Source organism: Halobacillus dabanensis (genome assembly GCF_900114165.1).
Lineage (GTDB): Bacteria > Bacillota > Bacilli > Bacillales > Halobacillaceae > Halobacillus > Halobacillus dabanensis.
The window spans coordinates 185891-210701 of record NZ_FOSB01000001.1 but is presented as its reverse complement, the minus strand read 5'-3'; the positions used below and the strand labels follow the sequence as shown (position 1 = coordinate 210701).

The following is a 24811-nucleotide window of genomic DNA, read 5'->3' as shown; positions in this document are numbered from 1 at the left end:
TGTTCATTACACCGGCAGTTTTTATCATCGTTCTTTACTATCGAGGATCAATGTGACTGGACCGGCATTCGTAAGCTGAACATTCATCATAGCTCCAAATCGCCCCGTTTCCACTGAAACCCCTTCTTGGCCAACCATAGTATTAAACATTTCATATAGTTCCTTTGCAACATCAGGCTTAGCTGCTTCCATAAAATTTGGTCGACGCCCTTTGCGGCAATCTCCATAGAGTGTGAACTGCGAAATCGATAGCAGCTTCCCACCAAAATCAGCAAGAGAATGATTCATTTTTCCATCTCCATCCTCAAAGATGCGCAAATAAGGAATTTTCTTCGCTAAATAGCGAGCATCTTCCTCCGTATCTTCATGTGTAACACCTAGTAATACAACCAGACCTTGATCGATGTTTCCTACTGTATCCCCTTCGACAGTTACAGAAGCATCCACTGCTCGTTGGACAACTGCTTTCATCCTTAATTACCCCTTTAAACGACTATTGCATAACACGACGAACCGTGTATACCTCCTGGATTTGTTTAATACGTTCGACAATTTTCCTTAAATGATTCGTGTTCTGAATCAAAATGGTAATATTTATTGTCGCCATTTTATTTCGATCAGATTTACCTGAAACAGCAGTAATATTAGTTTTCGTTTCATTGACTGCCTGTAACACTTCATTCAGTAATCCTCTGCGATCATATCCCCAAATTTCCAGGTCTACATGGTACTGCTTAGAATCAGTAACTGATGTTTCCCATTGGACGGGCAATAAACGCGTTTGTGCTTCTTCTGTATGCACATTCGGACAATCTGCTCTATGCACAGAAACCCCGCGCCCTTTCGTGATATACCCGACTATCTCATCACCCGGCACTGGATTACAGCACTTAGAAAGACGGACAAGCAGGTTGTCTACACCTTCCACACGCACGCCCGAGTCTTTTTTGCCACTCTTCGTTGGTGTTTTGATTTCTGTTGTACTGACATCAGCTAATGTCTGCTCAAGATCTTGCTCTTGTTGTCTCTGCTTTCGAATTTTTTCTGTTAAGCGAGTTGCAATTTGAGCTGCTGTTATTCCTTGATAACCTACTGCAGCAAACATATCTTCTTCATTAGCGAAGTTGAACTTCTCGGAAACCCGGTTCAAGTTATCGGTAGTATATACATCCTTCGGCTGAATCCCAAAGTTACGGATTTCACGTTCCACAAGTTCTTTCCCTTTGGAGATGTTTTCATCTTTTTGTTGTTTTTTAAAGAACTGCTTAATTTTATTCTTTGCTTGAGAAGTCTGGGCAAGTTTAATCCAATCCTTCGAAGGACCATATGCATGCTTGGATGTCATAATATCGACAATATCCCCAGTTTTCAATACATAATCAAGCGGCTCCATCTTCCCATTCACTTTTGCCCCAATGGTCTGGTTGCCTACTTCAGTATGAATCCGGTAAGCAAAGTCCACAGGTACGGAACCTGAAGGTAACTCTATGACATCCCCTTTAGGTGTAAATACATAGACCATGTCAGAGAATAAATCCACTTTCAGAGATTCCATAAATTCTTCAGCATCATGAGTTTCACTCTGCCACTCCAGAATTTCCCTGAACCATGTCAACTTCTCTTCAAATGATTGTTCAGATGTTGTTTGCTTCCCTTCTTTATATGCCCAATGAGCTGCAATACCGTATTCTGCAATTTCATGCATCTCATGCGTACGTATTTGCACCTCTAACGGATCACCTTTCGGACCGATTACTGTCGTATGCAAGGACTGATAAAGGTTCGGTTTAGGCATTGCAATATAGTCTTTGAAACGACCAGGCATTGGTTTCCAACATGTATGGATGATTCCCAAAACAGCATAACAATCTTTGATACTGCTCACTGTAATTCTAACGGCTAACAAGTCATAGATTTCATTGAATTGCTTGTTTTGCAAAACCATTTTGCGATAAATGCTATACAAGTGTTTCGGTCTACCATTCAGATCCGCATCAATATTGACTTCGCTCAACTGACCACGGATTTCATCAATGACTTCTTCAATATAATGCTCCCGCTCATTCCGCTTCTGTTTCATAAGATGGACAATTCTATAATATTGTTGTGGATTCAAATATCTTAGTGCCGTATCTTCTAACTCCCATTTAATTGTGGAAATACCCAAACGATGAGCAAGCGGTGCAAATATCTCTAGTGTTTCATTAGAAATTCTTCGCTGTTTTTCTGCAGGCAGATGCTTCAATGTCCGCATATTATGCAGTCGATCCGCCAATTTAATCAAAATCACACGCATATCTTTAGCCATAGCCACAAACATTTTCCGATGGTTCTCTGCTTGTTGAGCTTCTTTGGACTTATATTTGATCTTCCCTAACTTTGTCACACCATCAACCAACATGGACACTTCTTCATTGAAAGCCTTCTCAATCTCATCTACCGATACGTCCGTGTCCTCTACGACATCATGGAGGAATCCACCAGCAATCGTTTCAGGGTCCATCTCTAAGTTCACGAGGATTCCCGCCACTTGAATCGGATGGATGATATAAGGTTCACCTGATTTACGGAACTGGTTGCTATGAGCTTGTTCAGCAAACTCGTAAGCACGACGAATAAAGGCCAGATCTGACTCGTTCAAATACTGACTTGCTTGTTCTATGACTTCTTCAGCGGTTAGAACCGTATCTTTCGCCATTCAATCACCCTAGTTTCTTTAAAGCTTTCTAATATATTTGGTTATCATTATCAAAAAAAGCACTCTTCTTGTAAAGGAAAAAGTACCTATGTCACTTGTAAAACAAAGAGCGCCCCTAATAAGGGCACTCTTTCGCATTAGTATTGCATTAATGTAAGGACATCGTAACCGTCCAATTTACTACGTCCATCCAAGTATGTGAGCTCTATCAAAAATGCACAACCAGCAACTTTTCCACCTAATTGCTCAACAAGATCGATGGTAGCTTCTATTGTACCACCAGTAGCTAGTAAATCATCAATGATAAGAACACGTTGACCTGGTTTGATTGCGTCTTTATGAATGGTCAAGACATCTTTACCGTACTCTAGGCCATAATCCACTTTAATTGTTTCGCGTGGCAATTTTCCTTCTTTACGGACAGGGGCAAAACCAATCTCCAATGCGTAGGAAACTGGGCACCCAACGATGAATCCGCGGGCTTCAGGACCTACGACAATATCAATATTCTTTTCTTTAGCATATTCAACAATTTCGTCAACCGCTGCTTTAAATGCTGGACCGTTATCCATAAGTGGAGTGATATCTTTGAACTGCACTCCTTCTTTAGGCCAATCTTCAACGATCGCAATATGTTCTTTATAATCCATTTACTACTTCCTCCTTGACGTGCTTAAAACGTTGGTTCAAATATTGGTCGAACCATTTCTTCAATTCTTTATATGTGGAATAGTATAGCGTTTGTTCCATTTGAAGTTGCTCTTCCCGTTCGCGGTATAACGAAGATTCCTGCAAATCTTTCTGGGAAGGTTCGGATTCAACCGTAATAATCCCATCTTCCATTTTAACAAAGTCGAGTTCAAAAAACACCTCTGAAATAAATTCCACCATAGAACGGTCCCAACCTTTTCTGTTGGCTAACAGATCAGCCTCTTTATGAAGGTTGAAACTTCCGCGCTTCAATAGCATACCATAAAACCACTTGAAGTGGTCTCGTGATGGCCATGTTTTCAAAAATGTACTCTCCTGAAGATGATAACAAGCGAAAACCTTCCGTGCTTCGACCCTGGATAATAGATCAGTCAACACAGACATATGATCAGGCAAGTCAATCAATAACAAACCATCAACAGTGGTATCCTGCAAGAACTCACCTGCCTGATAAACAGGAACATTGCAAGGGGCTTCAGTCCGGCCCTGGAAACTTATGGCTATATAATTTTCTTTCGGAGGAACAAGGATATTCTTTTCTAAATGTTTAGACCCTCTATAATCAAAGAGTTGCCATTCTTTCACACTGATATCTTTGACCATGACTTGTAAATTTTTCCGGCCATTCCATTCATTCACGCCGAGTTCACCCACAATATCAAGGGATGCATGCGGAGCAATTTGCGGGTAAAGTTCCCCCATTCCGAATGCAATGCCATCAATGCGAGATTTGTTACTCTGAAATTGAAACTTCAAGTGATTTTTCTTACTACCAATCAACCGTACTTCTTTCGGGGTATGTTTCAGATGAAACAAGGGTTTTGGGTTCCCCATACCGAATGGGCGTAATTGATTGACTTCTTCAATCTGCTTTAAAGAGATGTCTTCAAGCTCAACAGTTGTTTCTATATCAAGCACTTGTTGATAATCATCATCTGAAAGTTTCTCTTCTGCTAACTGAATCAAGTCCTCCCTCAACCCTTCGATTTGCTCTATAGCAAGTGTCATACCAGCTGCTTGGGCATGTCCACCGAAGTGAATGAAACGGTCCCGGACCTCCATACAATTGGTAAACAAATCAAAGGCATCGATACTCCGGGCTGATCCTTTCGCCTCACCTTTTTCTGAATCGATCGCCAACACTATCGCTGGGCGATCAAATTGCCGAACAAGTTTAGAAGCCACAATCCCAAGCACTCCAGGATTCCAACCTTCTTTAGCTACGACGATGACATTCTCAGCTTCTCCCTCTGTACTAGAAACCATCTCTTCTGCTTCTTTAGCGATTGATGCCACAATCTTTTGTCGTTCTTGGTTCAATTGGTTGATGAACGTCGCTATTTGCTCAGCTTCTTCCATGTCTTCAGATAAAAGCAAATCAACAGCTGGAGATGCATCCTGTAAACGACCGACCGCGTTCAGACGAGGACCGATTGTGAATCCGATCGTTTCTTCATTCATATCTCCCTCCAGGCTACATACTTTCCTAAGAGCTAGAATTCCAGGCCGTTTAGACTGAGAAATGGCTTGTAGCCCGATGGAGGCTAGTATGCGGTTTTCACCTTTCAAAGGGACAAGGTCAGCGATAGTTCCAATTACAACAAGATCCAGAAACTCTTCAGAGAACCGACCAAGCAATGCCTGAGCGAATTTGAATGCGACCCCCACACCTGCAAGTTCCTGGAAAGGGTAATCAGCAGAAGTCTTCGGATGAATGATGCTATGGGCATCCGGTAGCACTTCCTGGACTTCATGGTGGTCGGTAATAATCAAATCTATCCCGAGTTCTTTAGCAAAGTCTGCTTCTTCCATTGCTGCAATCCCTGTATCTACTGTAATAATCACCGTATAACCCGAGTCGAAAGCAAATTGAAAGGCCTCTTTGTTCGGTCCATACCCTTCTGTAAACCGGTTTGGGATATAAAAGTCACAGATTGCCCCTGCTTTTTTTAATGCCTCTACCATCACGGATGTGGAGCTTACACCATCAGCATCATAATCGCCAAAAACCAGGATCGGCTCTTCAGCATTAATGGCCCTCTTCACACGAGCGATAGCCTGCTCCATTCCCTCCATAAGCATAGGATCATGCAACTGGTCGACGGAAGGGTTCAAGAACTGTTCAGCAGATTCGGAATCAAATATCCCTCTTTTTTCCAAAAGCTGCTTCGTTAACGGTGTCACACCCGGCAGACCTTCTCCACTCTTCTGTGGATCACTATATGTAAAATTCCATTTCATCTTACTTTGTATCATAAAGTTCACCCCTGACCCATCTATTATACAAGAGCGGACCAGGGGGAGCAAACTCCATTATGTGACTTTTGAAGAGGAATCTTCATGTTCTCTTGATTCTTGAATTCCATCCTCCTGTTCGGACGATTCAGCAGGTGTACCTGTTTCAGGGGAATTATTATTTTTTCGTAACGAGCGGTTTTCTCTTTTTAATTTAAAATAACGTAGTGCTCCAACAGAAGCAGTAGTTAAGCCGCCTAACAAAACAGATATCAGAATAACAAGAATCAGCGGAGCTTCTCCAGAGCCGAATAGGTAGTTCACTTGTACAGGGTCTACGTTAATTACTGCAAATACAGCTATCAGTAGTGCGAATATAAAAGCTAAAATAAGGTAAGTTTGACCTTTCATTGTTAATCACTCCTTTGGTATTGACTGGTCAAAAAAGTTACGTGCAAAATGATCCCTTAATTATTGATATACCCTGCATATTAGGAGAATAATCAAAAAAACTCCCTCGTAATGAGGAAGTTTTTATTTTAGAAGCGTTTTAACGCCTAGACCCTCGAGGTCATAAGACGGATAACTCCATGGAGAAAGGATACTCCACTACGTTAGCCGTCTTATGCTTGTCGGGGCTGACCAAGGCGTTTTCACACTTATTTATACCTGTGGGCCGTCTGTTTTTTTCTTTTTCACATAGTTAATCGGATTGTCTTTGATGTTTCGTCCACGCCATACTAACCATAGTTGAGAGGCGATGAACAAGGACGAATACGTACCTGCTATAAGACCAATTAAAAGAGCAAAAGAGAAGTTGGTGATAGATGATGCGCCGAAGAACAATAGCATAGCCGCCGCAAAGATAACGGTTATAACTGTGTTGAAACTTCGTGCAAGTGTTTGCATTAAGCTATCATTAACAACCTTAGCGAGCTCTTTGAAAGATTTAACTTTCTTCTTCATCTTCAAATTCTCTCTAATTCGATCGAATGTAACAATGGTATCGTTGACGGAGTATCCGACAATCGTTAATATCGCGGCGATAATTGTAATGTCGAATTCAAGCCTGGTCAAACTGAAGAAGGCAATGATGAAAAAGGCATCATGCAATAAAGCAATGATAGCTGTCAATGCAAAGAAAATCTCAAACCTGATCGTTACGTAAATAATGATACCGATGGATGCGTAAAGAACAGCTAATGCCGCATTCTTTGCTAACTCCTGTCCAACAATTGGTGAAACTGTGCTCACATTTGGAGTATTCTCAAACTCTTCTTCATAGTAGTTTTGTATTTCACCTATTTTATCTTTACTGAGCTCATCATCAAAGCGGGCGACAGCAATTTCATTATCATCTCCACTAATGATGACCTGCTTAGGTGAAACATTGAATTCTTGTTCCATCGTTTCTTCCACTTGGTCTGCAGTGATATTCCCATCAGAAAGAATCGAAACTCGCGAACCACTTGTGAAGTCTATACCAAGATTCAAGCGGAAGAATGCCAGTGCCAGTATACCAGCAATAACCAGTACGATAGAAATAGAGAAGAAACGTTTTCGGAGACCAACAAAATCGAACTTACGTTTCAAGAATGTTGCTTCTACCTGGTCTCCATCTGCAATGTCATGGATATCCTCAGGTTTCACACCAAACCATTTAGGCCGTTTATTTAGGAAGCGGCTCTTCACCCATAACCCCATGAAAAGACGGGTACCGTATACAGCAGTAATAAAGCTGACCAAAATACTTACAATTAACATTGTTGCAAAACCTTTGACAGAACTTGTTCCAAAAATAAACAAAACAGTAGCTGCAATTAATGTTGTAATGTTCGCATCCAATATAGTGGCAAGCGAACGTTTATTACCTGCCTTATAAGCAGATAGCAGAGATTTTCCAGACTTCAATTCTTCTTTGATTCGTTCATATGTGATGATATTGGCGTCAACAGCCATACCGACTCCCAAAATCAAAGCAGCAATACCTGGCAAGGTAAGCACACCGTTCATCAATTCGAATACGACGAGAATCAAATAGACATAGGCGGTAAGGGTAACGGTAGCAATTACACCAGGAAATCTATAGTATGCAATCATGAACAAGAAGATTGCTGCAATACCAAGGAATCCGGCAAAAATCGTTTTGTTCATCGCCTGTTCACCGAATTGAGCACCTACAGATGTTGAGTAAGTCTCTTCAAGATTCACTGGCAAGGAGCCAGCATTCAAAATATCAGCCAGCTGCTTAGCAGATTCAACCGTAAAATCGCCTGATATCATTACAGAATTACTGCGTACCGGACCATCGGAGAACCCTGGAGCCGAAATATAGGCAGGATCTTCCGTACCCCATTCTTCAGCAAACGATGTATCTTCATTATAATCCAGCCAAATCACTAGTAAGTCATCTGGGTAAGGCGTGTCTGGGTCGTTCGGAGTATTATAAATTTCCTCTGAGACATCATAAAATTTAGAAGCACTCTTAACTTTCAACGTAACCACCGGTTCATTTGTTTCCGGGTGGTATGATTGTTGTGCACTTCCTTCAACTAAATCGGAACCGTCCATATACAACTCGCCATCTGTCCCGCGGAAAGAAAGTTCAGCTGTCGTAGACAGCAGTTCCCTTGCCGTTTGCTGGTCTTCAACACCGGCAAGCTGTACACGAATACGGCCTCCATCTTCAATAGTGATGTTTGTCTCACTTATTCCAAGTGTATCGACACGTTCTGTCAATGAACGCGCCGTGGCTTCAAGTACCTGTTCATTAACCTCCTGATCCTCATCCAGTGGCTCGACATCATATAAGATTTCAAAACCACCTTGCAAATCCAATCCTAACTTAATATCTTTTGTAACACCTGTAATGGTCGTCCCAATCGTAGCGGCTAATAATAAGACCACGATAAAAAAGGCGACGATCCGCCCTCGTTTCACCATACTTTTCTGTTCCTCCTTTATGTATGAACACATGCGATGAGCCATCGGCTAGTATGTATAAATTCTATTAGACAAAATTTGTTTATCCCCGTACCTATTCTACTACTTTTTAAAACTTTCGCAACAAATGAGACATCCTTACCCTTCATAAACACGGCCATGCAGCCCGTTTAATATTCCGAAGGACCTTTCAGGGCTTCAATGGAAGCAAGCAAATCATCATTTTGATAGGCTTCGGTTGTCAAATAGCTCGTATATGTATGACTCGACAAATGAAGAATATCCTGGACAATTTGATGCAGCCTCTTTTCCGGATCTCCTTTCCACACTTTCTTTACTAAACAATCCCAAACTTCTTGATTGTTTGCTTTACGATATCCTAGTAGATGGAATTCTTCCACTTTACTACGTAAAACGACGGTAATTTCTTCTTTCCAGCTTGTGGTTGGTTTCATTTGTTCCATACCTTTACTCCTCGCTATTCAGATTAACACTTCTCATGAGTTATATCTTCCCTATTATCAACTTTCCATAATCGGTTGTCATGCCTTGTCCATCTCTACGCATATACTCCATTGTAGCGGAATTTTATTTCTTTGAGAAGGCGGATCGATTACATGTCAAAACAAACTTTCCTTCAAGGTGCCCTTATTCTCGTGGCTGCTGGTCTGATTACTCGTTTATTAGGGTTCATCAACCGAATTGTCGTTGCAAGGGTGATGGGGCCTGAGGGCGTCGGCCTCTATATGATGGCTTTGCCCACTCTGATTCTAGCAATTACGATTACGCAGTTCGGACTCCCCGTAGCTATATCGAAACGTGTTTCTGAAGCAGAAGCAACCGGGAACGAAAGTAAAATCAAAAAAATCCTAATTGTGTCCCTCGCGGTTACAGGAACATTGAGTATCATATTCACACTCGGACTTTTCTTACTTGCTCCGATTGTAGCCAACTATTTCCTGACCGATTCCAGGGCTCTTTACCCTCTTCTAGCCGTTACACCGATCATCCCGATCATCGCTGTATCCTCCGTTATTCGAGGTTATTTTCAAGGCCGACAGAATATGAAGCCTCAAGCATTGTCTCAAGTCATTGAACAAGTTGTCCGGATAGGGTCTGTCATCGTACTGACTAAAATGTTTTATCCTTATGGGGTTGAGTTCGCAGCTGCCGGAGCTATGGCATCCGCTGTCCTCGGTGAATTCATTTCCCTGTTGTACATGACACGACAGTTCAATGTCCATAAAAGCTTCCGGATACGGAAATCTTGGAAAAAACACCTTAATGATGGAAAAAAAACGTTAAACGAACTCATGACCATTGCTCTACCAACCACAGGAAGTCGCTTCATCGGTTCACTGACGTATTTTTTTGAGCCTATTCTTGTCGCTCAAAGTTTAGCCCTCGCCGGTATAGCAGCTGTAGAGTCGACGAAGCAATATGGGGAACTTACAGGATATGTCTTACCACTATTGTTTTTACCGACTTTCCTTACACACGCACTGGCCATTGCGCTTGTTCCTTCCATTAGCGAAGCAGCAGCAAAAGGAAGTAATGAAACCATACGATACAGAATCATGCAATCCATCCGGCTTTCTATTGCATCTGGTGGACTCATCACCATTGTCTTCATGATTTTCCCTGCAGTAATTTTAATGACTGTATATGGGACGAGCCAGGCTTCCTTTATGCTACAGTTCATGGCGCCATTCTTTTTGCTTCATTATATCCAGACCCCACTGCAGGCTACTTTACAAGCGTTGGATCTTGCTAAACCTGCTATGTGGAATACATTAATAGGAGCAGTCATTAAATTCATCGTTTTGGTTGCGTTAAGTTCAAGACCAGAATTCGGAATTCATGGCGTAGCTATAGCGATCGTTGTTGGGGTGGTTGTTGTGACCCTCTTACATTTAAGCGTCCTGATGAAATATAAAGTCATAACCTTTCCTTTTCAAATGTTTTTCAAGTTTACAGCAGTCATTGGGATTATCGGAGTCGTCGGATTTCAATGGAAACATAGCTGGTTGCTTGATAGTAAACCGCTCTCTCAACTATTAACGATGGGTATTGTTCTTACCATTTTATATTTCATCCTATTATTCTCCTTCCGCCTGTTAACCAAAGAAGAATGGAAGCTCATTCCATGGAAGCGACTATTCCAAAAAAAATAACCGCCAACCGCGGTTATTTTTCTTTGTTTTTTTAAAGTTATAATGATTATTCTAACTCAAGGTTATTCAAGAAATAGCAGTATTCCTGAAGACTCGGTTTAGAGACTTTTTTGAAAATGGATGGGGTGGTGGGGAAGCTGGGAGACTCCCGTGGGAGAAGGAGATAGGCGAGATCCCGCAGGACGCAGTCCGAGGAAGTTCGGCGCTCCCCCACAGGAAAGCGAGTAGCTTCCCCACACCCCTGACGCCCAACAAGGCAACGAACCCCGGAAACATCTCGAAACTGAGTCTTCCAGAATAGGGAGCTTTACTTTGATTCATCATTTTCATCTATTTGTACTTCACCTTGATCGTTTATCGTGCATAAAGATACTTCATCAAAGGATTCAAACCCATGTTTGCGAACCTCATTTATCAGCCATTGCTTATTCTTTCGAATAGTACGAAGCCCGCTATACTGCACCTCTCCATCCGCAATCAAAACAACCGCGTAATCTGAACTCCCATCATCTTTCTTTTCAAAAACAGAAAGTTTCCCTGAAGGTTCTAAGATTGCATAAGCAACGTCACCTACTTGTTGAATGCCATTTTCACGAAGCTGTAACAATAAATCGTTGAAATTATACCGTTGCTTCCTCATTTCATGTTCGTCGACTTTCCCATGTTTTATAATTACAGAAGGTTTGCCATCGAACCAGTTTCGAAACCGCTGATTCTTCAATGAAACCAGTGCACTGACAATTTGAACCGTAAGTAAAACAAACATAGGAACAATAGCTTTCCATAAGGCTTTATCTGGTTGTTCAATAAGAAATACAGCAATTTCTGCAAGCATGATAAACACAACTAAATCCATTACGCTCAATTCACCGATTTCCCTTTTTCCCATAAAACGGAAAACAAGAAGTATTATAAAATAGGTGAAGAGGGTTCGAAAAATGATACTTAGAACAAGCACGCAAACCCACGTCCTTTCTAAAGGTTACCCTCTAGTTAACATCACCTATTTTTTATAAATTATGAAAGGAAAGGAAGTAAGTAGCGGAACCAAACATAAATAGATGAAATGAGCAAGGATAAAATTAACACCGGGATGCCATATAAAGAAAACTTTAAAAATGGAATAGGTTTATTATGGCTGGCAGCAAGTCCTGCTACAACAACATTAGCGGAAGCTCCCACTAAGGTTCCATTACCTCCAAGACAAGCACCTAAGGCAAGTGCCCACCATACAGGATCTACATTCATCATCCCATATCCTTGCAGTTCTTGTACTACAGGAATCATTGCTGCTACAAAAGGAATATTATCCACAACACCGGATAGGATTCCTGCACTCCATAACATCACCATAGAAGTAACCGGCATATCACCACCAGAAAGCCACACCATACCTCTTGCCAGCTCATCTATAACCCCTACTGTTTCTAAACCGCCTACAAGCATAAATAATCCCATGAAGAAAAACAACGTGACCCATTCAACTTCTTGAAAAACATGTTCCACTTCCAATTCTTTTTCAGATAGGAATAATAGTAACAATGCGCCGCTTACGGCAATCGTCGTAATATCCATATGAATAAAAGGATGCATGATGAAACCGACAATTGTGAGTAACATGACAGAAATGGATTGAATTAGAAGCCTCGATACTTTTAAATGTTCTTTCGCATCCATCTCCATTAATTCTTTCGCAAGTCTTTCGTCATAAGTTAAACCTTTGCGAAATAAAAGAATGACACTTCCTATTACGATGACGAATATGATTATCACTACTGGACCTAAGTGATAAAGAAAAGATACAAAACTGAAGTGATCAACTGCCTGTCCGATCATGATGTTGGGGGGATCTCCAATTAGCGTCGCCGTCCCCCCGATGTTCGAGCTGAAAATTGTCGTGAGCAGATAAGGAAAAGCCGGAAGGTTCAAACGATCGACTAGAGAAAGTAATACAGGAACGAACAAAAGCACTGTTGTGACATTGTCCAAGAAGGCAGAGCCGATCGCAGTAAAAAGCGCTGTAACGACAAGCAGTGGGACAGGGCGACCCTGTACTAATTGAGCTAAACGGATAGCCATAAAAGTGAAGATCCCTGTCTTCTTCGTAATCGAGACCAGAACCATCATTGAAAATAAGAGCGCCACTGTTTCCCAATCGATAAACCCAAAAGCTTGTTCCCATTCATAGACTTTCGTCATTAGTAAAAGTACGCCACCTGCAATCGCTACGAGCGCTCTATTCAATTTTTCTGTCATGATCAATACATAGCTAGCCACGAATATGAGTAATGCAAGTACAGTTGACATAGATCTTCCCCTTTTAGACGGACTTTACTTATATCTATTCAAGACCATAGGAAAATATCTACTTCTATCTATATAGAATTCATGCATATATTTTTAATGACAAGCTAATTTAGGGGGGATGAGATGAAAAAGTTGTTACAAGGGGTTCTAGGTTACGGGATTGGTTCTATTTTCATTTTAATGATTGTTTCTGCTGGTGTTTTAGCAATCCTTCTCAGGTTTACAGGAATGGAATATCAAACGCTGAATCAATTCGCACTGGTTGCAGGGATTAGTATTCTTGCCTTCGGAGGGATGCTTGCCGCTTATAAAGGGGAACAAAAAGGTTGGTTATCTGGAGGAATGACAGGACTGATTTTCGTAAGCGCTATGGTACTGTTCCAAATCATTTTTGAAAATTCTTGGGTAACGTTACCACAGTTGAGTTACTTCGGGGGATTAGTTCTTGCTGCCTGGCTTGGTGGGATGATCGGTGTGAATTTACCAAGAAAAACAGCAAAAAGGTGAAACAGTTGAAAAAGGTAATGAAAAACAGCATAGAACTTAAAATCCCGCTACAAGAAATGTAGCGGGATTGAGTTTGGATTAGTTCAATTTTTCTCGAACGGATGAACGATCGAATTTCATTTGTGTACCATCTTGTACAGAAATCACAAGTGTACCTTCATCTATAGCATGAATTGTACCGTGCATTCCTCCGATAGTTATGATTCTATCACCTTTTTGCAAATCCGACTGCATTTGTTGAACCTGTTTCTGTTTCTTTTGTTGCGGTCGAATCAATAGGAAATAGAAAATGACAAACATTAGAATTATTGGCAAAAGACCTACTAATGTATCCATTTATTCCCCCCCCTTTCTAAAAGTTCTTTGCGTTTGGTTTGTTGAAACCATACTGTTCAAAGAATTCATCTCTAAAGTCACCGAGTCGATCTTCTCTAATGGCTTCACGCACTTGCCTCATTAAGTTTAACAGAAAATAAAGATTATGATAAGTCGTAAGTCTGAACCCGAATGTTTCATTTGCTTTAACCAGATGGCGGATATACGCACGGCTGTAATTACGACACGTATGGCAATCACAATTTTCATCAATCGGACGAAAATCACGAGCAAATTTCGCATTACGTACGACTAATCTTCCCTCAGAAGTCATGAGTGTACCATTTCTAGCAATTCGTGTTGGCAGTACACAGTCAAACATGTCCACTCCACGGATGCTCCCATCGATCAATGAGTCTGGTGAACCGACTCCCATTAGATAGCGAGGTTTTTGATCGGGCATAAGAGGAGTTGTGAACTCAAGTACGCGATTCATAACATCCTTCGGTTCACCGACAGACAGGCCTCCGATAGCATATCCTGGGAAGTCCATGGAAGTAAGATCTTGAGCACTTTGACGGCGGAGATCTTCATACTCTCCTCCCTGAATAATTCCAAATAACCCCTGATCATGCGGGCGTTGATGCGCTTCTAGACAACGCTCCGCCCAACGGCTTGTACGTTCCACTGAGTCTTTCATATATTTATGTTCTGCAGGATATGGTGGGCATTCGTCAAAGGCCATCATAATATCAGGACCTAAAGCATTTTGAATGTGCATCGCCTTTTCAGGTGAAAGGAACAACTTCTCTCCACTGATATGATTGCGGAAATGAACCCCTTCCTCTTCGATTTTCCTCAAATCACTGAGGCTGAAAACCTGAAAGCCGCCTGAGTCTGTCAATATGGAACCATTCCAGTTCATAAAATTATGCAGACCTCCAGCTTCCTGGATAATGTCCTCGCCAGGGCGCAACCATAAGTGGTAAGTATTGGAAAGGATGATTTGTGCCCCCATCTGTTCTAATTCTTCTGGGCTCATGGTTTTTACTGTCGCTAGCGTACCGACAGGCATAAACATAGGTGTCTCGAAGGACCCGTGGGGGGTGTGAACTTTCCCCAGCCGGGCGCCAGTCTGTTTACATGTTTTTATCAATTCATATGTGATTGCCATTTTTTCTACCCTTTCTTACTCTTGATCTAATGGATCATTTGATAAACATCGCGTCTCCAAAACTGAAGAAACGATACTTTTCTTCAACGGCCCGATTGTAAGCCTCAAGTATAAAATCTCGCCCTGCAAAAGCACTGACTAGCATGATCAGCGTGGATTTTGGCAAGTGGAAATTAGTAATCAACCCATCGATCGCCTTTAACTTTTGCGGTGGATAAATAAAGATATCTGTCCATCCTTTTGCTTCTTTAAAGGTTCCATAATCCCGGATGATGGTTTCTAACGTTCTTGTTGAAGTGGTACCAACAGAAATAATTCTTCCACCGCTTGCCCTTACCGCATTCAATTTGTCTGCTGTTTCTTTGTTCAGTTGGTAGAACTCTGCATGCATATCATGATCTTCTACTTGTTCCACACTAACTGGACGGAAAGTACCCAGTCCCACATGCAGAGTCAAATAGGCGATTTCTACGCCCAAGTTTTCAAGTTCCTGTAACAATTCCCGGGTGAAGTGCAGCCCTGCGGTAGGAGCAGCTGCCGACCCCTCTTCCTTAGCATAAACAGTTTGGTATCGTTCTCTGTCAGGAAGCTGTTCCTTGATGTATGGCGGCAATGGCATTTCACCAAGGGACTCGAGGACTTCGAGAAAGATTCCTTCATAACTGAATTTGACTTTTCTTCCTCCGTGCTCTTGAAGGTCCGTACATTCAGCTATAAGCTGTCCATCACCAAAAACGATCTTCGTACCAAGTTTGACTTTTTTCGCAGGCTTTACAAGCACTTCCCATTCATCGCTTTCCGTTTGATGAAGTAAGAGAACTTCCACTTTCCCACCGGTATCTTCCTTAGCGCCATACAAACGAGCAGGCAAAACCTTTGTGTCATTCAAAACAAGGCAATCGCCTTCCTCTAAATAGTCTGTTATTTGGGAAAAGTGACGATGTTCAATCGTTTCCTTATTACGGTCACAGACCATCAAGCGTGACGCGGTACGATCCTCAAGTGGTACCTGAGCAATCAATTCTTCCGGCAGCTCAAAATCATACTGCTTTATATCCATGTCTATCCCCTATTCTTTCCATGTTATATAGTAAATAACGTCTTTGTTTTTAGCTAGAACTTTCTTATCAAATAAAAAATCAATGATAAGATGATGCTAGCAATAATTGAAGTCATAATCGGGAAATAAAAGGTAACATTCCCCTTCTTAAAGTTAATATCTCCCGGCAATTTGCCAAAGATACTCCATAGCAAACCGATAACAATGAACACAATCCCTATTACAATAAAGATTTTCCCGAACCCCGTCAAGAGCCAGGCACCTCCCTATTAAAATGAGCATAAGCTTTGGGTGTAACTACACGCCCTCTTGGAGTCCTCTGGATATAACCGATTTGTAAAAGAAAAGGCTCATAGACATCTTCAATTGTTTGGGATTCCTCGCCAATGGTTGCAGCAATTGTATCCAGCCCGACAGGCCCTCCCTGAAAACTGTCCATGATTCCTTTGAGAAGTTTATGATCGATAAAATCAAGCCCTTCTGCATCAACCTGAAGCATCTCTAGAGCTTCTTGAGTAGTCTCCTTACTGATTACCGTTTCCCCTTTCACTTGAGCTATATCCCGAACACGCTTGAGAAGACGGTTGGCAATCCTGGGCGTCCCGCGTGAGCGACGTGCTACTTCAACCGCTGCATGATAATCAATATCCACAGAGAAAATTTCCGCAGTCCTCTGGACAATGGAGCAAAGAGCTTTTGTATCATAATATTCTAAGCGGCTGTGCACTCCAAATCGATCTCTTAATGGAGCAGAAAGCAGGCCAGCTCTGGTTGTAGCACCCACAAGGGTGAATGGGGGCAAATCCAACCGAACAGAACGGGCACTAGGTCCTGTCCCAACAACAATGTCCAGGCAAAAATCTTCCATTGCGGGATACAACACCTCTTCTACTGACCGTGGTAAACGATGAATTTCATCAATGAAGAGCACATCTCCCGGCTCAAGCGAAGACAAAATAGCTGCTAAATCACCTGCTCTTTCAATAGCAGGACCAGCAGTAGTGCGGAATTGTACGCCCATTTCATTAGCTATAATAGAAGCGAGCGTTGTTTTTCCTAATCCCGGAGGTCCATATAATAAGGCATGATCAAGCGGTTCATTCCGCATTTTCGCCGCTTCTATGAAGATTCTTAAATTATTTTTCACTTGATCCTGACCTATATACTGGTTAAGCTTTTCCGGTCTTAAGCTAAGCTCAATTTCCTGATCCGCATCTTGTTGTTCTCCTGATATCATTCGATCTTCCACAAATATCCCTCCTTCTATAATTCAAATGTTTTTGTTTTTCCCTACATCCATCTTTACACAAAAAGGAAAATTCCGATGTATTCCTTTATTTTTAGTAATTTGTTTGGAGTTGAAGATTTGCAACCCGGCAGAAGTTTGGGAGCTATTTAACAATTTGTCATAAAGTCATGTTTATGATTTCATGAGCAGCTGTAAGCCTTGACGGACATAATCATCAACACTACCATGCTTGGCTTTTTCAAGCTCCGTACGTACAAGTTTCACTTCTTTTTCCGTATACCCCAATGCTTTCAAGGCTTCAAGCGCATCTTCCAGAAGTGCTTTTTTCTCTTTTGAAGAGAGGTCTTCCTGATAGAAAAGTGTGTTCTCATTTTCCTCATCTGGTAACCACACGACAAGCTTTCCTTTCAAATCAAGGATCATTTGGCGGGCGGTCTTTTTCCCGACCCCTGGAAACTTGGTCAAATATTTATCATCCTCTTGCTCTATCGCTGAAACGAACTCCGGAACACTTACCGTACCTAAAATTGCCAATGCCCCCTTAGGACCGATACCTGATACATTTAACAATTGGGCGAATAATTGTTTGTCTTCTTTTTTCTTGAAACCATACAAGGTTTGATTGTCTTCTCTTATGTAATGATATGTATGTATCTTTACTTCCTGGTTCATGTTATCTTGAAAATGAAATGGATTGGCACATAGAACTTCATACCCCATACCATTTATCTCTATAGTAACCGACCCTTCATCAAGCGTCGTCACTCGTCCCTTCACGTAACTAATCATTTTCAGTATCCCTCTCTACCTTTATTTCTATCACTTTCATTGTAACATACAAGCACATGTTCGCCCATTGCCAAAAGAAAGCCAGACCCCGTAAATTGAAGAAACAGCCACACAATTTTGCGGCTGTTTACTAATTTATTATACTTCCCCCTGTTCTGAATATTGGCGGACAACTTGTTCAAAATGACGGTAATTTTTAATTTTGATTCCATCCTTAAGTTCGCTCTCTCGCTTCGACTCTAGCGGCTTAATAGGAACTGGTTTAAAAGACTCCATTACTTTACCTTCATTTGGTACTCCTTGGAATACAGCCAACTCCCCATCGTTTGTCAACCCGAAATACCCTTGTTGTTTTGTCAATGGGGAGATATCTTCCACTTTTCTTTCAAACACGACTCTGTCCAACTGCTGGTCTTCAAGCGTCCAGTCCTCATAGGAAGCCCAAAAATCCATCATTGACCAGATTGTTTCTTCTTTTCTGGTCGTTTCCATTACCCCATCTATATAATGCTCCTTTAATATTACCGTCAGTTTCAATGGTTCAGGTTTCACTAGTGTTTTCACTGCATTTTCTTCTTTGACTTGGATTGTTCGCTGTGGTGTATTATCTTTGACAGTTTTCGGTGGAGTTTGATCAATGATCGTATAGCTGATCACGGCAAATCCGATCGCTAACCCAACAATCAATGCCCATCGCTTCATGACAGGTTCCCCCTAACTAAAATAACTTCTGTTTCTAGTGTGTCCAGAAACAGAAGTTATTATCATAGCAAAAGGGAATTATTATGATGATAATTTTTCAAGAATCTCTTCATCTGCGTCAAGGTTGTGATAAACTTCCTGCACGTCGTCGTTATCTTCAAGCATATCAATGAGCTTCAGCATTTTCTCCACACCATCTTCACCGAGCTCTGTATAAGTCTCAGGAATCATAGTGACTTCACTTGTAGTAAATTCGTATCCGTTAGACTGAAGAGCATCTTTCACTTCAGAGAAAGATTCCGGATCGGTATATATTTCAAACTGCCCTTCTGTTGTTTCCATTTCTTCTGCACCAGCTTCGATGACTTCGAGCATAACTTCTTCTTCGTCCGCATCTGTAGTGGATCGGTCGATGACAAGGTAACCAGACCGATTAAACATAAAGGACACACAACCATTCTCCCCGAGGTTACCATCATTCTTATTAAAAGCATGACGAACGTCTGCTGCTGTACGGTTTTTATTATCTGTCAGCACCTTTACCATGACAGCAACTCCACCAGGACCGTATCCTTCATATGTGTACTCTTCATAATTAACGCCTTCAAGATCACCTGTCGCTTTTTTGATAGCCCGATCGATGTTATCTTTCGGCATATTATTGGACCTTGCTTTATCTACAGCTAGACGTAAAGCGGGGTTCGTTTCCTGATCACCTCCGCCTTGTTTTGCAGCCATGAATATTTCGCGGGCCAGTTTCATAAACAGTTTTCCCCGTTTAGCATCTTGTGCGCCTTTACGATGCTTAATATTACTCCATTTTGAATGGCCAGCCATTGGACATTCTCCTCTCCCAAGCAAATCTTTTCTTCAATTAATATATCACAATCATAAGAACTCTTAAAAGTGAGTGCTTCATTCCTGATTGAAGAAGTGTCGAATTCGTTCTTTCAAACGATCCGGAGCTTCAGAAGCTTTCAGCCTGGAGTTTAAATTTTTCCTATGATCCCAATCATTATTGTTGGTGTAGATCGTGATCTTCTTATCTGTCATCTCCCTTACTTTTCCCTCCACCTTTTCGGTTATAGACTGATCTCGTCGATCATACGGATTTACCATAATGGCTACATACATATGATCATCGGTCGAAAACGCCTGGGCCATAGTTACTTCGTCTAATTCATGAACTTTCTCCACAACTGCCATGGCATCTTCGTTATTGAAGTCATTATCATGAGAACGGTTCGTCTGGTTATACTGGGATTTTCGGAATTCTTCTTCTGCAGTTCGTTTAAAGTAGCTGTCTTTTCCGGTCGGTATTTTTCCACGACGATCTATTCCACCATCCTCTTCATACCCGAGAGGTTCGTAGGATGATTTTTCCTCTTGCAGTTCTTTTGAATCTTCCGCTTGGCACCCTAACAATGTCAGACTGACAAGAAAGGCAACACTTAATATTCTCCACATAAAAACATTCTCCTTTTACCCTTACTATGGGTTCCAGAAGAATGTTTTAGTCTGTCAATATTCGCCATTGTTATTTCGGGGGTGCTGGTGGAAGCTGGCGTTTATGAGCTGATCGCTTGTGCATCTCTTCAATGATTTTCCGGTCTTCTTCAGGGATTTCTTCTCCCTTGAGATGACGGTCGATATTCGCGTAACTTGTGCCCATTTCATTTTCATCCGTTTGCCCTTCCCAAAGCCCTGCGCTAGGCTGTTTATGGATAACTTCATTTGGGACACCCAAGTATTCAGCCATCTCCTTGACTTCACCTTTAGTTAAATGGACTAGAGGTACAAGGTCCACACCTCCATCGCCGAACTTAGTGAAATATCCGGTGTACCACTCAGCTGCATTATCAGTACCAACCACAAGGTAATTATGGTTCGTAGCTACTGTGTAAAGCGTACTCATTCTCAAACGAGCACGCAAATTAGCATCTGCGAGTTTTTCTTTTTCCTCATTAAAAGATTCAGTATGTTCTAACTGCTGTTTAATATTTGAAAACATTATGTTGTGAGTCTCAGTCAAATCAACTGTCATGACGGAAAGCTCACAGGCTTCAACAACGCTTTGAGCATGAGTCTGATCATCAGATTGACTTTTACAAGGCATGATCACCCCAAGGGAATTATCAGGGAAAGCACGTTTAATCAAATTCGCTACAACAGCGGAATCGATACCACCACTGACACCAACTAGTAATCCCTTTACATTTGCCTCCTTCACTTGTTTTTGTAACCACGACACGAGTTCTTTTACTTTTTGTTCCACCGGATTGTTCATCCTTTCACACATATGATACCTAATCATAGCATATGTTCAGCATATCGGACAAACTTCTTCCGGCTCCCCCAGGCTTTTTCTAATTTGCCTAAATGGCGATCCATAGTCGCTTCCTCTCTCATACTTTGCCTGTAACCATATAACCATTCACGTAAAAGGTCTGCAGGAACCAGAACCCCTTTCCACCAAATGTCACGATCCTCAACATGTGGAAAATACTTCAATAACAGCGACCTTCTCCATTCAATGTATGGAAGAAATCGTTGAGCAAGTTGAATGTGATCATATAAACGAGGACCCGTATGGAGAAGGTCAAAATCAATCAACTTGATTTGTTTTTCATCATTGATGATAAAATTATGGTGGGCTACATCCCCATGTAGCCACTCCTGGTTTTCCCATGCTTTTTCCTCCACCACTCCCCATGGATGGTCAGTAAATTCCTCTAACCGTTTACTCATACAGGACTTAAGTTCCCTATACAAATCCTGTTTTTTGAAATCTGTAAAAATATCCTTTGTCGCTTCAAACTGTTCCAGTCTCCTTTCCCATTTAACATACAAAGGATCTTTAGGAATAGACAACACGGCTATACCTTTAGTAGTACGGTGAAAGTGATGAAGGATGCGCACCGCTCGTTTCCGGTCTCTATCACGGTCGAAATCTGCATGCCTGCCATTAATCCTTTCGAAAAGCGCCCAATCACATCCCAGTTTACTTTTCGTATAGATCCCAGGTGCAAGGGGAAAGGGGCGGGCTGCGATTTTATAGGCATAGTTCCAGTGTTCAAAAAATTCGATCTGTTGCTGAATGACATGCATCCTTCGATAACCCTTTAATATGAAAGGCTCTCCATCATAAAGAACTTTGTATACTTTTGGTTTGATTGTCCGTTCATATTTTATCGGTAGACGTTCCTCTATTTGCAGCCAATGAAAAAGGCGATCCGTGTATGAATCGCCCTTTCGTTGTTCAACTTTCATCTACATCATCGTCCCTCCAAGGCTGTTCTTGATATCCTTGGCCCATTTGTTGTGGGTTCCATGGTCCCATCTGCTGTGGATTCGGTTGTCCCCATCCTTGCTGAGGCTGCTGTCCCCATCCTTGCTGAGGCTGCTGTCCCCATCCTTGCTGAGGCTGCTGTCCCCATCCTTGCTGAGGCTGCTGTCCCCACCCTTGCTGAGGCTGCTGTCCCCACCCTTGCTGAGGTTGTGGTGGCCCATAGCCCATCGGATGTTGCATCCCTCCATAAGGAGTTTGCTGCCAAGACTGAGGGTGGCCATGAGGAGGGTAGCCTCCCATAGGTCCCATCATAGGACCATAAGGTTGCGGGCTTTGAACACCACCACCTCCACCGCAGCCGCAATCACCGCCAGATTGAGCACCTTGGACCATCTCATCGTCGGATTCATCATCACCCATCATATGCATTGGATGATACATTGGCATAAGAGGCTGAGGCTGTATCGGCATCATGACCGGATGGGGCGGACAACAATAAAAGTCGGTGTGAACAAGTTGGGGTTGCATCGGTTGGCTATAAGGTTGTTGTTGCATTGGTTGGTTGTATTGTTGCTGTGGCATTGGCTCATTGTAGTGTTGCTCTGGCATCCATTGATTATCAGGTTGTTTCGGCATTGGCGGTGTCTTCGTATCTTTTACTTCTTCTTTTGGTGAATCTTCCGTGTATTCTTCTTTAGTTTGTGGCATCGGCATTTGTGGCAGGTGAAATGTTGTATAGTAATTCTGCATGTGTTGATCGATATTCGGCATGGAAATAGGCATCTTCATATTGATTGGTTGCATCGGCTGCATCGGTTTTTCCATCACACCTTTAGGTGCTGGCTTTTTCTCATCTTCCTTTATAGATGGAATCGGCTTCGGTGAAGTATCCTTATAAGGTGGTTGAGAAGGCATTTCTTTCTTTGGAGCCGGCTGTTTTGGCATTTCTTTCTTCGGAGCCGGCTTCTTCGGCGCCTCTTTCTTCACTTGCTTCGTTCCTTGAGGGACTTTGATTTTCATACCCGGCATAATCATATCAGGATTGGAAAGCTGGGTATTCATGGATTTTAACTGTTCAAAGTCGACCCCATATTTCTTGGCAATCTTCCAGAGTGTATCCCCTTTTTGTACAATGTGAATTCTCACATCTGCAACTCCCTTCCTGTAATTCTAAAAAACAATAAGGCAATAATAGCTTCATAACACTCTATGCAACACAAGCCGAAAGATTGATGAAAAAGCCTATAATAATTCTCAAAAAAATATAAACAACCCCCTGAAGCCCAATAATTATCGGGCCTCAAGGGGTTGAGAGGATCACACCTTTTGAACAGGTGTAGGGATGTCGATCTGATAACTTGGATAAGTTCCGAGTACTTTTAATTGACACCCTAAGGCTTCAAGTTCTGCCTGCACGCCAGGAAAAAGAACCTGGTCGTATGGTTGATCGACATCTATTAAGAAGAAATAGTTGCCGAGACCTGTTTTCATCGGTCTCGATTCAATTTTTGATAAGTTCATTTTCCTCCAGGCGAAAGCTGCGAGGACTTGATGCAAAGCTCCTACATAGTCCTTCGGCAAGGTTACCATCACCGTCGTTTTATGCTTTGTTACTGGGTGATCTTTTACCTTTAATGTCTGAGGTTGTTTTTGTACTACAGCAAAACGAGTATGGTTATTGTCATAATCATGAATATCAGTATCCAAAATTTTCAATCCATTTTCCTCAGCTGCTAAATGATTCCCGATAGCTGCATAACCGCGGCCCACATCAGCGACAATCTCAGCAGCCTTGCCAGTAGAAGCAGTATATTCCAATTCCGCTTCAGGATACCGCTTATGCAAGTATTGATGACATTGAGCTATAGCATGACTATGCGAATAAATTTTGTGTATTTTTTCACCTTGCTCATCTGGGTGGACCAACAAATGTTGTTTAATGGGGACCGTCAGTTCCGCTATGATCGACTGTTTCACCTGATGCACAAGATAGTCTATCGTTAAATGAACGGAGCCTTCTATTGCATTCTCGATCGGCACAACAGCCGTGCTGATTTCCCCAGCCTCCACAGCATCCAGGCATGCCGGTATGCTTTCATAGCTAATATAGTTTCCTCCATCGAATAAAGCATCCACCGCCATTTTGGTAAACGTACCTTTAGGTCCCAAATATCCAATCTTCTGTTCCGACATCGTTTCCCCTCCAATTATGCTCCCGTACTAAGTATTTCAACGCGATCCACAAAATCAAGTTTGTGTAATTGCTGTAACAATTTTTCAATACTTCCTTCCATTCCGGAAGTATTTAAAGAGAGTGTAACATTCGCTTTCCCCTGTAATGGTATCGTCTGATGAATCGTTAAAACATTACATCCTGAATTTGCGACAGTCATTAACAAATTAGATAACGTTCCTTTACGATCTTCCAGATGAAAAAATAAAGTAATCATCTGTTCTTTAACCATCGCCTGAAATGGAAAAACCGCATCTCTATATTTATAAAAAGCGCTCCTAGAGAGACCGACTTGCTGAACGGCTTCAAAAATCGACTCTACTTTCCCACGCTCCAATAATTCTTTTGCTTCAATCGTCTTCATCATTGCTTCTGGGAGAATGTCGCTACGGACTAAATAAAACTTTTCATTATAATCCGCCATG

The 24811-nt window shown here is 41.8% G+C and carries 24 protein-coding genes and 1 pseudogene; 2 read left to right on the top strand and 23 right to left on the bottom strand.

All coding sequences use genetic code 11. The features are described from left to right. Window positions 1–24: 24 nt before the first annotated feature. From dtd to BMZ58_RS00990, 7 genes are all read right to left on the bottom strand, one after another. Window positions 25–471: a D-aminoacyl-tRNA deacylase gene (gene dtd / locus BMZ58_RS01020; RefSeq protein ID WP_075034701.1), complete on the bottom strand. Its 447-nt coding sequence runs from the start codon at window positions 469–471 to the stop codon at window positions 25–27. Window positions 472–493: 22 nt separating this feature from the next. Then, a complete protein-coding gene (locus BMZ58_RS01015) occupies window positions 494–2698 on the bottom strand; it encodes a RelA/SpoT family protein (RefSeq protein ID WP_075034700.1) in 2205 nt (734 codons plus the stop codon). A 137-nt stretch (window positions 2699–2835) separates the two neighbouring features. Beyond that, window positions 2836–3348 (bottom strand): adenine phosphoribosyltransferase, encoded by a 513-nt coding sequence (locus tag BMZ58_RS01010; protein ID WP_075034699.1) that lies wholly within the window; start codon window positions 3346–3348, stop codon window positions 2836–2838. Next, entirely contained in the window at window positions 3338–5650 is a 2313-nt protein-coding gene (gene recJ, locus BMZ58_RS01005) for a single-stranded-DNA-specific exonuclease RecJ (RefSeq protein WP_341864762.1), read from the bottom strand. Before recJ ends, BMZ58_RS01010 begins: the two co-directional genes overlap by 11 nt. Before the next feature lie 72 nt (window positions 5651–5722). Next, window positions 5723–6055 carry a LapA family protein gene (locus tag BMZ58_RS01000; RefSeq protein WP_075034697.1) on the bottom strand — a complete coding sequence of 111 codons (333 nt, stop codon included), beginning with the start codon at window positions 6053–6055 and terminating at the stop codon, window positions 5723–5725. A gap of 252 nt (window positions 6056–6307) precedes the next feature. Further along, on the bottom strand, window positions 6308–8587 hold the full coding sequence (gene secDF / locus BMZ58_RS00995; protein ID WP_075034696.1) for a protein translocase subunit SecDF: 2280 nt from the start codon (window positions 8585–8587) through the stop codon (window positions 6308–6310). Window positions 8588–8757: 170 nt separating this feature from the next. Continuing rightward, the gene (locus tag BMZ58_RS00990; RefSeq protein ID WP_075034695.1) at window positions 8758–9051 is read right to left on the bottom strand and encodes a post-transcriptional regulator; all 294 of its coding nucleotides are present in this window, start codon (window positions 9049–9051) and stop codon (window positions 8758–8760) included. Window positions 9052–9204: 153 nt separating this feature from the next. On the opposite strand from BMZ58_RS00990, the gene spoVB reads away from it, so the two are divergent. Then, window positions 9205–10761, top strand: a complete 1557-nt coding sequence (spoVB, locus tag BMZ58_RS00985) for a stage V sporulation protein B (protein ID WP_075034694.1) — start codon at window positions 9205–9207, stop codon at window positions 10759–10761. A gap of 307 nt (window positions 10762–11068) precedes the next feature. On the opposite strand, the gene BMZ58_RS00980 is transcribed toward spoVB, so the two are convergent. Next, entirely contained in the window at window positions 11069–11719 is a 651-nt protein-coding gene (locus tag BMZ58_RS00980) for a DUF421 domain-containing protein (protein WP_075034693.1), read from the bottom strand. 59 nt (window positions 11720–11778) lie between these two features. After that, the gene (locus BMZ58_RS00975) at window positions 11779–13068 is read right to left on the bottom strand and encodes an ArsB/NhaD family transporter (RefSeq protein ID WP_075034692.1); all 1290 of its coding nucleotides are present in this window, start codon (window positions 13066–13068) and stop codon (window positions 11779–11781) included. Between the two features lie 123 nt (window positions 13069–13191). On the opposite strand from BMZ58_RS00975, the gene BMZ58_RS00970 reads away from it, so the two are divergent. Further along, complete coding sequence (locus BMZ58_RS00970) at window positions 13192–13575, top strand: TIGR04086 family membrane protein (RefSeq protein ID WP_075034691.1); 384 nt, start codon at window positions 13192–13194, stop codon at window positions 13573–13575. Window positions 13576–13653: 78 nt separating this feature from the next. Here the strand turns inward: BMZ58_RS00970 and yajC are convergent, their stop codons facing one another. From yajC to BMZ58_RS00900, 14 genes and pseudogenes are all read right to left on the bottom strand, one after another. Continuing rightward, on the bottom strand, window positions 13654–13911 hold the full coding sequence (gene yajC / locus BMZ58_RS00965; protein WP_075034690.1) for a preprotein translocase subunit YajC: 258 nt from the start codon (window positions 13909–13911) through the stop codon (window positions 13654–13656). Window positions 13912–13927: 16 nt separating this feature from the next. Beyond that, on the bottom strand, window positions 13928–15064 hold the full coding sequence (gene tgt / locus BMZ58_RS00960; RefSeq protein ID WP_075034689.1) for a tRNA guanosine(34) transglycosylase Tgt: 1137 nt from the start codon (window positions 15062–15064) through the stop codon (window positions 13928–13930). 34 nt (window positions 15065–15098) lie between these two features. Next, window positions 15099–16124: a tRNA preQ1(34) S-adenosylmethionine ribosyltransferase-isomerase QueA gene (gene queA / locus BMZ58_RS00955; protein WP_075034688.1), complete on the bottom strand. Its 1026-nt coding sequence runs from the start codon at window positions 16122–16124 to the stop codon at window positions 15099–15101. A 53-nt stretch (window positions 16125–16177) separates the two neighbouring features. Then, on the bottom strand, window positions 16178–16375 hold the full coding sequence (locus tag BMZ58_RS00950) for a DUF2905 domain-containing protein (protein ID WP_075034687.1): 198 nt from the start codon (window positions 16373–16375) through the stop codon (window positions 16178–16180). Further along, the gene (gene ruvB / locus BMZ58_RS00945) at window positions 16372–17373 is read right to left on the bottom strand and encodes a Holliday junction branch migration DNA helicase RuvB (RefSeq protein ID WP_075034686.1); all 1002 of its coding nucleotides are present in this window, start codon (window positions 17371–17373) and stop codon (window positions 16372–16374) included. The genes BMZ58_RS00950 and ruvB overlap by 4 nt, the downstream gene beginning before the upstream one ends. 171 nt (window positions 17374–17544) lie before the next feature. After that, window positions 17545–18162, bottom strand: coding sequence for a Holliday junction branch migration protein RuvA (ruvA, locus tag BMZ58_RS00940; protein WP_075034685.1), 618 nt, complete (start codon window positions 18160–18162; stop codon window positions 17545–17547). 138 nt (window positions 18163–18300) lie between these two features. Beyond that, window positions 18301–18864 (bottom strand): BofC C-terminal domain-containing protein, encoded by a 564-nt coding sequence (locus tag BMZ58_RS00935; RefSeq protein WP_075034684.1) that lies wholly within the window; start codon window positions 18862–18864, stop codon window positions 18301–18303. Between the two features lie 81 nt (window positions 18865–18945). Further along, window positions 18946–19701, bottom strand: a complete 756-nt coding sequence (locus BMZ58_RS00930; RefSeq protein WP_075034683.1) for a YebC/PmpR family DNA-binding transcriptional regulator — start codon at window positions 19699–19701, stop codon at window positions 18946–18948. Window positions 19702–19779: 78 nt separating this feature from the next. Next, window positions 19780–20331 carry a YhcN/YlaJ family sporulation lipoprotein gene (locus tag BMZ58_RS00925; RefSeq protein WP_075034682.1) on the bottom strand — a complete coding sequence of 184 codons (552 nt, stop codon included), beginning with the start codon at window positions 20329–20331 and terminating at the stop codon, window positions 19780–19782. 70 nt (window positions 20332–20401) lie between these two features. Continuing rightward, window positions 20402–21139 carry an NAD(+) synthase gene (nadE, locus tag BMZ58_RS00920; protein WP_075034681.1) on the bottom strand — a complete coding sequence of 246 codons (738 nt, stop codon included), beginning with the start codon at window positions 21137–21139 and terminating at the stop codon, window positions 20402–20404. 35 nt (window positions 21140–21174) lie between these two features. Beyond that, window positions 21175–22134: an aminoglycoside phosphotransferase family protein gene (locus tag BMZ58_RS00915; RefSeq protein WP_075034680.1), complete on the bottom strand. Its 960-nt coding sequence runs from the start codon at window positions 22132–22134 to the stop codon at window positions 21175–21177. Between the two features lie 1017 nt (window positions 22135–23151). Then, window positions 23152–23299 (bottom strand): annotated as a pseudogene (gene safA / locus BMZ58_RS21720) (SafA/ExsA family spore coat assembly protein); the annotation flags it as partial. Window positions 23300–23470: 171 nt separating this feature from the next. Next, the gene (pheA, locus tag BMZ58_RS00905) at window positions 23471–24346 is read right to left on the bottom strand and encodes a prephenate dehydratase (RefSeq protein WP_075034678.1); all 876 of its coding nucleotides are present in this window, start codon (window positions 24344–24346) and stop codon (window positions 23471–23473) included. Between the two features lie 14 nt (window positions 24347–24360). Beyond that, window positions 24361–24810, bottom strand: a complete 450-nt coding sequence (locus BMZ58_RS00900; RefSeq protein WP_075034677.1) for an ACT domain-containing protein — start codon at window positions 24808–24810, stop codon at window positions 24361–24363. Between the last annotated feature and the right edge of the window lies 1 nt (window position 24811).

Bases quoted from the DNA above. Each gene is read 5' to 3' on its own strand.
- dtd (WP_075034701.1), bottom strand. From the start codon at position 471: ATGAAAGCAGTTGTCCAACGAGCAGTGGATGCTTCTGTAACTGTCGAA.
- BMZ58_RS01015 (WP_075034700.1), bottom strand. From the start codon at position 2,698: ATGGCGAAAGATACGGTTCTAACCGCTGAAGAAGTCATAGAACAAGCA.
- BMZ58_RS01010 (WP_075034699.1), bottom strand. From the start codon at position 3,348: ATGGATTATAAAGAACATATTGCGATCGTTGAAGATTGGCCTAAAGAA.
- recJ (WP_341864762.1), bottom strand. From the start codon at position 5,650: ATGAAATGGAATTTTACATATAGTGATCCACAGAAGAGTGGAGAAGGT.
- BMZ58_RS01000 (WP_075034697.1), bottom strand. From the start codon at position 6,055: ATGAAAGGTCAAACTTACCTTATTTTAGCTTTTATATTCGCACTACTG.
- secDF (WP_075034696.1), bottom strand. From the start codon at position 8,587: ATGGTGAAACGAGGGCGGATCGTCGCCTTTTTTATCGTGGTCTTATTA.
- BMZ58_RS00990 (WP_075034695.1), bottom strand. From the start codon at position 9,051: ATGGAACAAATGAAACCAACCACAAGCTGGAAAGAAGAAATTACCGTC.
- spoVB (WP_075034694.1), top strand. From the start codon at position 9,205: ATGTCAAAACAAACTTTCCTTCAAGGTGCCCTTATTCTCGTGGCTGCT.
- BMZ58_RS00975 (WP_075034692.1), bottom strand. From the start codon at position 13,068: ATGTCAACTGTACTTGCATTACTCATATTCGTGGCTAGCTATGTATTG.
- BMZ58_RS00970 (WP_075034691.1), top strand. From the start codon at position 13,192: ATGAAAAAGTTGTTACAAGGGGTTCTAGGTTACGGGATTGGTTCTATT.
- yajC (WP_075034690.1), bottom strand. From the start codon at position 13,911: ATGGATACATTAGTAGGTCTTTTGCCAATAATTCTAATGTTTGTCATT.
- tgt (WP_075034689.1), bottom strand. From the start codon at position 15,064: ATGGCAATCACATATGAATTGATAAAAACATGTAAACAGACTGGCGCC.
- queA (WP_075034688.1), bottom strand. From the start codon at position 16,124: ATGGATATAAAGCAGTATGATTTTGAGCTGCCGGAAGAATTGATTGCT.
- ruvA (WP_075034685.1), bottom strand. From the start codon at position 18,162: ATGATTAGTTACGTGAAGGGACGAGTGACGACGCTTGATGAAGGGTCG.
- BMZ58_RS00935 (WP_075034684.1), bottom strand. From the start codon at position 18,864: ATGAAGCGATGGGCATTGATTGTTGGGTTAGCGATCGGATTTGCCGTG.
- BMZ58_RS00930 (WP_075034683.1), bottom strand. From the start codon at position 19,701: ATGGCTGGCCATTCAAAATGGAGTAATATTAAGCATCGTAAAGGCGCA.
- BMZ58_RS00925 (WP_075034682.1), bottom strand. From the start codon at position 20,331: ATGTGGAGAATATTAAGTGTTGCCTTTCTTGTCAGTCTGACATTGTTA.
- BMZ58_RS00915 (WP_075034680.1), bottom strand. From the start codon at position 22,134: ATGAAAGTTGAACAACGAAAGGGCGATTCATACACGGATCGCCTTTTT.
- pheA (WP_075034678.1), bottom strand. From the start codon at position 24,346: ATGTCGGAACAGAAGATTGGATATTTGGGACCTAAAGGTACGTTTACC.
- BMZ58_RS00900 (WP_075034677.1), bottom strand. From the start codon at position 24,810: ATGGCGGATTATAATGAAAAGTTTTATTTAGTCCGTAGCGACATTCTC.